This window comes from Gimesia sp. (genome assembly GCF_040219335.1).
Classification (GTDB): domain Bacteria; phylum Planctomycetota; class Planctomycetia; order Planctomycetales; family Planctomycetaceae; genus Gimesia.
Map to the genome: position 1 here is coordinate 106,659 of NZ_JAVJSQ010000018.1, position 6,477 is coordinate 113,135.

Below are 6,477 nucleotides of genomic sequence, written 5' to 3' on the forward strand. Positions count from 1 at the left end.
TCCTGAATACTACATAGTCACATCAGACAGTTTCGTACGCCCTGAAATAGTCTCCCCGACGACTGTTTCAGGGCGTTTTTGTTTTCAGACTGTTGGTAAGCGAACCGGGGAACAGCTGACCGCAGAACACCATCAACAGGAAGGCCAGCAGCAAACCAGCCAGCGGCGGTCCTGAGGTAACCCAGATCTAAAAAGTACTTTCTAGATTCTAACCAGTCATTTAACGTGAAAGAGAACCAATTCATGAGTCATATTGTGGAAATCAAAACCGAAGTCCGGGACGAGGCAGCCATCAGTGCTGCCTGTCAGCGTCTCAAGCTGGAGGCACCAACGCAGGGGACTGTAAAGCTTTTCAGCGACTCTGCCACCGGTACGATCGTCAAGCTGCCTGGCTGGCGATATCCGGCTGTGTTCGATACAGAGTCCGGCCAGGCCCGATACGACAACTTCGAAGGCCGCTGGGGGGAGCAGCATCAGCTTGATCGCTTCCTGCAGGGATATGCCGTTGAGAAAACACGTATCGAGGCACGTCGTAAGGGGCACACGGTGACCGAGCAGGCTCAGGCTGACGGCTCGATCAAGTTGACGGTCCAGGTGGGAGGTGCTGTATGAACCAGACGATCGAGATCACAGTCACCCCGGACGGACAGACACGCGTGGAGACCAAAGGCTTTTCCGGTGCAGGGTGCCGCGAAGCCAGCCGGTTTATTGAGGAAGCCCTGGGGAAACGGACCAGCGAACGGACCACACCGGAGTTCTTTCAGGTCGCTGATGAACGGCAACGTCTTCAGGAAGGAGGTGGTTGATGACCAGGGTCCGTCGACAGATCCAACGGCAGCAACGCGAAGATCCGGCTGTCGAAGCACGTCGCATTGCCCGTATTCGTAAGAAGCATGCAGACCTGATCAAAGAGCAGGAGGCCCTCAGTCGCTGGATGACTCGCCTGAAACGTGCCTTCCACAAGGTGGAGAAACTTCAGGAGCGGATCGCCCGTATGGAACGCCAGTTGGCAGACCTTGAAGATCCTACCTGACAGCTTAGCTGCGCACGTCCCCCATCGAATTGTTTCGTCAATGCCCCGGCTTCGGCTGGGGCTTTTGCATTTAATCACTTAATAAGGAGTCGCAATGTCGACCACCACTTCATTGACTCAAAAACTGGCCGAACATGTCGCGGCCTGTTTCCCAGGACTGTGGATTCAGTCCCATGAGCACCAGGATGCTCTGATGGAGATTGCTCAGCTCTGCCATGATTCTGAGTGGCAGCTGGCAACCTGGGATATTGACACGGGGCTCAGCGTCCCCGGTCAGACAGAGCAGGGCGGAAGCAGCAATGATCCCCTGACCGCCATCAAGGCCATCAATGCCCTGGCCACGCCTGAAGGAACGGCCATTCTCGTGCTGCAGAACTTTCACCGGTTCCTGCAGTCGGCAGAAGTTGTCCAGGCGTTGTCACAGCAGATCAACACGGGCAAGCAGAACCGGGCGATCGTGATCATTCTGTCGCCCGTCGTTCAAATCCCCACCGAGCTGGAACGCATGTTTGTCGTGATGGAGCACGATCTGCCCCACCGGCAGGAACTGGAAGAAATTGCTCGCGGGATTGCCACGGAGGACGGGGAATTGCCTGCAGAAGCTGAGTTGCAGGTGATTCTCGATGCGGCAGCCGGACTCACCCGGATGGAGGCGGAGAATGCGTTCAGCCTGTCACTGGTTCGGGACGGGAGAATCACAGCAGATGCTGTCTGGGAATTAAAGACCCAGACGCTAAAAAAAAGCGGTCTGCTCTCACTGTACCGCAGCGACGATGACTTCAGCAGCCTGGGAGGCCTGGCAGCACTCAAGGCGTTCTGTAAACGGGCCATGTTGCATCCACAGCGTGGGAATCCGTTGAAACGCCCGCGTGGGGTCCTGCTGTTGTCTCCGCCTGGCTGTGGCAAATCCCAGTTCTGTAAAGCACTCGGCAGGGAGGTCGGTCGCCCTGTCCTCAATCTCGACATTGGCAGCCTGATGGCTTCGCTGGTAGGGCAGTCGGAGGAGCGCACGCGGGAGGCCCTGAAAGTCATTGATGCGATGGCTCCCTGCATTGCCATGATCGATGAAGTCGAGAAGGCTTTTGCCGGGATGAACGGTAGTGGAGACTCCGGAGTCGCATCGAGAATGTTTGGCGTGTTTTTGTCGTGGCTCAACGATCACCAGTCCGACGTATTCGTGGTGTGTACCGCGAATGACGTTTCCAGATTGCCTCCGGAGTTCAGTCGGAGTGAACGTTTTGACGGCGTGTTTTTCCTGGATCTCCCTGATCGTGAGGAGAAAGACGCGATCTGGGCACTCTACCGGGATCTGTTCGAGATCGACGCGGACCAGGCCGCTCCCGATGACACAGACTGGACCGGTGCAGAGATTAAGTCCTGTTGCCGTCTGGCAGCCCTGCTTGATCTGCCTCTGCGTCAGGCCGCTCAAAACGTGGTTCCCGTCGCGGTGACTGCAGCGGAATCGGTCAGTCAGTTGCGGACCTGGGCCGGTGGTCGCTGTCTTTCAGCGAATCTGCCTGGCATTTACCGTAAGCCACAGCAACGAGCCCGCTCGCGTCGCAGCGTGAATCGCGATGCATCCAAGAATTAAAAACCACTTTTTAAATTCAAATCCACGAAAGCCGGTGTGTGACGAAGTAGCGTCATTCACGGGCTTGTTTTGTTTCTGGAGATACTGATATGTCAACATTACTCGAAGAGGCTCCCCCTGAGACGAACGTTACCCCCAGTGAGCGGCTACGATCTTCCATGGCGGCAGCCCGGCTGAGCTTTACCTGGCTGGGAGTGAGAAAGTCGCTCACGGCCCAGCAGAAGAACCAGGCCGCCGATTCCTTCGGTGCCGAAGGAAAATACCTTTCTGCCGGCAAGAAGCTGCTGGATACGCGTCATGCCGCCTTCAAAGCCGTCACGGCGATCCGGGGGCGTGCGATCGCCTACTGGAAAGGCGTGTCGCTCCCCTTTCCGGAACCGGGGATTCGGCTGATCCGCCAGGATGAGATTACGGCCTTCGATCAGTCGATCGCGGATTTCCGTCGGGAACTGGATGAGGCGGTTGCGGAACTGGATCGGCACTATGAAGAACTGCGCAATGCGGCCCGGGATCGTCTGGGGGACTTATTCAATCCGGATGACTATCCACCGTCGCTGATCGGCATGTTCGAAATCGAGCATGATTATCCGTCCGTAGAGCCTCCGAATTACCTCCGGCAGCTCAACCCGGAGCTGTATGAGCAGGAATGTCAGCGGGTGCAGTCCCGGTTTGACGAAGCCGTGCAGCTGGCAGAGCAGGCGTTTTTAAGTGAGCTGACACAGATGGTGGATCATCTGACAGAACGGCTGACGGGCCGACAGGATGGGAAGCCCAAGGTCTTTCGGGATACCGCGGTCACCAACCTGACCGATTTCTTTGACCGGTTTCGTCAGCTCAACATCCGCTCGAATGAGCAACTGGATGAACTGGTGGCGAATGCCCAGCAGATCATTACCGGCGTGAACCCCCAGCAGCTGCGTGACAGTCAGGATGTGCGCGAACGAGTGGCGTCTCAAATGTCGACAGTGCAGCACAACCTGGACCAGCTGCTGGTGGATCGGCCTCGCCGCAATATCCAGCGTCGACCCAAATAAGCGGGAGGCCCCATGCAAATACTCATTCAAACCGATGGTGCCGTGCGGTGCCTGTATGACGAAACGCTGGATCTACATGACATAGGACAGCTGCAGATTGAACGTGGTTCTCATGTCGAGCCGGATCAGCAGGGAAACTGGACGGCGGATTTGTCACCTGTAGGGGGACCGTTACTGGGACCCTACCGGAACCGAAGTGATGCTCTGCACGCGGAACGGGAGTGGCTGGAAACGAACTGGCTGACCGATTCGCGGTAGCAACATCCTCAATGTGCCCTGCGGGGCAGTGTGTATTCACGCTGCTCCGAGGGGGCAGCGTTTTCTCATTTCTAGCAGGAGTCAACGCAAATGATACAAGCTCAACTCGACCAGCAGGTCGCTCAGGCAACGGGTGAAGATTTACGGGAAGTCCGGTTTCGCGGTTTCAGTCTGGCAGACCCGCTGACCGTCCGTTTTGATCCCGAGCCCTGTGACCTGCCGCCACAGATCCTGGATTGGGACCAGGTGGATCTGGAGCGGAATGTCGCTCTGATCAAACAGCCTGTTCTGTGAACGTGTTCGCATAGCAGTTTTTACTTGCCTGCCTGGTGCCTGTTACCGGGTGGGCTTTTTCTGATCGCACAGGAGAAACAATGATACAAGTATCTCGCTCTTTAATACGTGAGTTGAAAAATGTCTTCAGTCGCGGACTGGGAATTACCAGCCGCCAGACAGGTCCGCCAGTCGAGTTTCTGGTCGACCAGCATCACTTGCGGATTCGGACCCGCAATCAGCAGGTGGCACTGGAATACCGAATTCCAGCAGAGGGGCTGGAGTCCCAGCACCTGGTCGCTCCCTTCGGGCTGCTGCGTTGTTGCCATGGTCCCAGGGCCGATCTGGTCCAGATTCAGCAGCAGGAGAAAGCCATTCAAGTAGAGTGGCAGGAAGCCGGTATTCCCCAGTCGATGGAATACCCGGCAGCGGAATGCGAAGAATTCCCGGCACTGCCTGACAAGCTGGACCGCAACGAATCCCGGCTGATGGATGCCTTAAGTGATGCCTGCGAAACGGCAACAGATGATTCCGCGCGTTACGCTTTGGATCATCTGCAGCTGCGAGGCCAATTAGGTCAGGTAATCAGTACTGACGGCAGGCAGCTGTTGGTTCAGGATGGGTTCCAGTTCCCCTGGGAGGGTGAGATCCTGGTACCCGCTAATCGCCTGCTGTGCAGTCGGGAAATGAGACGTGGGAAGTCAGTCGAAGTCGGCAGGACGTCGGAATGGATGGCACTCCGATCGGGACCGTGGACAATTTGGCTGCGGATCAACGAGAAGGCACGGTTTCCCAATGTGCTGGAACTGGTCGATAATCGTCCCGAAGCAGTCGCGTTGCTGCAAATCCCGGATGAAGATGCCGAGTTTATCTGTGCGGCTATGAAGCCTAAGCCGTTTCACCAGGATGATGCCGGAAAGGTGACCTTGGACTTGAACGGGGAGGTTACGGTGCGTACCCGTGAAGCAGGACAGGGACTGCAGCGGGATTATGTCCTGTGTCGCTCGGAGCGATTCGGAGAAAGTCTGCGTGCCAATACGAGTCGGGATTATTTCAGGCGCGCTTTGCAGTTGGGATTTCGGGAGATCAGTCTGAGCGGATCGGATACGCCGGCTTCCTGCAAAGATGAGCACAGAATCTACGTTTGGGCACTGCTGACTCAGGCAGAAACCTTGCAGTCCCAGCCTGATGCCGTCCGGATTGAGTCTACTTCAGTTTCTCCTGAAGCTGCCCAGTCTCGGATGAAGCGGAAACGTGTGGCTGAGCAGGTTCAGTCAAAACAGAAGCCATCTGTCGAAGCAGAGCAGGTTCTGACGCAAATGAAGTCTCTGTGTGGTGGCCTGACTGAAACCGTGTCGCATATCCGGGACCTGATGTCCCAGCTCAGCGAACAGAGCCAAGGCTGGAGCCGCGGTCTGACTTCCGATCAGAGCGTCAGCACCTGAAATTTGCATTAAGGGAGCTTCTGAGAAACGACGTCCCTGTCAGGGACAGGCTGGTTAATAAAACCCCGTGGGAGATTTCATGACCTACAATAGTAAAGACAAATTGAACGCGTTCCACTTAACAGGCAGCGTGGGTGTTTCCACACTGTTAGGTCTGCTGACCGGAAGCTGGGTGGTGTTCCTCGTGATGAGTATTTTGCTGGTCGGTTCATCGCTATTGACCGGTGAGATCCGGATACCAGACCATCGCCCCAAGCGTTAACGCGTGCAGCCCTGTGCTGTCCTCATTATGGTTTGATCCAAGTGAGGGCAGGCAGGGCATATTGAGATGTGCATACTCTCAATCACCTGGGCATTTTTTATCTATCAGACACGGGGAATTGATAGGCGTTGAGCGTGATTTCCAGAGCCCTGTCGGATTTCAGACTACATGAATTGGGTGGTGCCTTTATGTGCACATATCCTGTGCTGTAGCTGAGAAGAGATGCATTATGCAGAAAAGGGATCAGTGGCCGTGCTGATTGGACTCGATTCTAGGCATCCTACGGCGTTCTCAGGGCGTTTCTGGGGGTAAGGATGGGCTTGGGTGCGTCTTAGGTCGCCAGAGGGCCACAGGGGCTGATTCTGGATAGCCGAAAATAGGCAGCCACAATGCTCTTAAATAGTCGCCTTATGTATACATTGCTGCCGAGGCTTACTCGGAGGGAGATCGCACAGCGTTTAGATTCACTCTGTGATCAGCTTGCACGCGTGTAGTTACGGGAGACTCATTACCACACTGCCTGGGGATATCCATCTCAGATCGCGATGTTATTTCAGAGACCTGAAAGAGGATTTAGCGTC

At 55.7% G+C, this 6,477-nt stretch carries 9 protein-coding genes; all 9 read left to right on the forward strand.

What is annotated here, in order from left to right; all coding sequences use genetic code 11:
* Positions 1–243: 243 nt before the first annotated feature.
* The 9 genes from RID21_RS15055 (at position 244) to RID21_RS15095 (ending at position 5,896) form a co-directional block, all read left to right on the forward strand.
* On the forward strand, positions 244–612 hold the full coding sequence (locus tag RID21_RS15055; protein ID WP_350190183.1) for a DUF1257 domain-containing protein: 369 nt from the start codon (positions 244–246) through the stop codon (positions 610–612).
* Complete coding sequence (locus tag RID21_RS15060) at positions 609–806, forward strand: DUF2997 domain-containing protein (RefSeq protein ID WP_145451913.1); 198 nt, start codon at positions 609–611, stop codon at positions 804–806. The genes RID21_RS15055 and RID21_RS15060 overlap by 4 nt, the downstream gene beginning before the upstream one ends.
* A complete protein-coding gene (locus RID21_RS15065; protein WP_350190185.1) occupies positions 806–1,033 on the forward strand; it encodes a hypothetical protein in 228 nt (75 codons plus the stop codon). Before RID21_RS15060 ends, RID21_RS15065 begins: the two co-directional genes overlap by 1 nt.
* Before the next feature lie 94 nt (positions 1,034–1,127).
* A complete protein-coding gene (locus tag RID21_RS15070) occupies positions 1,128–2,624 on the forward strand; it encodes a Ycf46 family AAA ATPase (protein WP_350190187.1) in 1,497 nt (498 codons plus the stop codon).
* A gap of 89 nt (positions 2,625–2,713) precedes the next feature.
* A complete protein-coding gene (locus tag RID21_RS15075; RefSeq protein WP_350190189.1) occupies positions 2,714–3,658 on the forward strand; it encodes a hypothetical protein in 945 nt (314 codons plus the stop codon).
* A 12-nt stretch (positions 3,659–3,670) separates the two neighbouring features.
* The gene (locus RID21_RS15080; RefSeq protein WP_350190191.1) at positions 3,671–3,916 is read left to right on the forward strand and encodes a hypothetical protein; all 246 of its coding nucleotides are present in this window, start codon (positions 3,671–3,673) and stop codon (positions 3,914–3,916) included.
* A 90-nt stretch (positions 3,917–4,006) separates the two neighbouring features.
* Positions 4,007–4,210 carry a hypothetical protein gene (locus tag RID21_RS15085; protein ID WP_350190193.1) on the forward strand — a complete coding sequence of 68 codons (204 nt, stop codon included), beginning with the start codon at positions 4,007–4,009 and terminating at the stop codon, positions 4,208–4,210.
* Positions 4,211–4,290: 80 nt separating this feature from the next.
* Complete coding sequence (locus RID21_RS15090) at positions 4,291–5,634, forward strand: hypothetical protein (protein WP_350190195.1); 1,344 nt, start codon at positions 4,291–4,293, stop codon at positions 5,632–5,634.
* A gap of 79 nt (positions 5,635–5,713) precedes the next feature.
* The gene (locus RID21_RS15095; RefSeq protein WP_350190197.1) at positions 5,714–5,896 is read left to right on the forward strand and encodes a hypothetical protein; all 183 of its coding nucleotides are present in this window, start codon (positions 5,714–5,716) and stop codon (positions 5,894–5,896) included.
* The last annotated feature ends 581 nt before the right edge of the window (positions 5,897–6,477 follow it).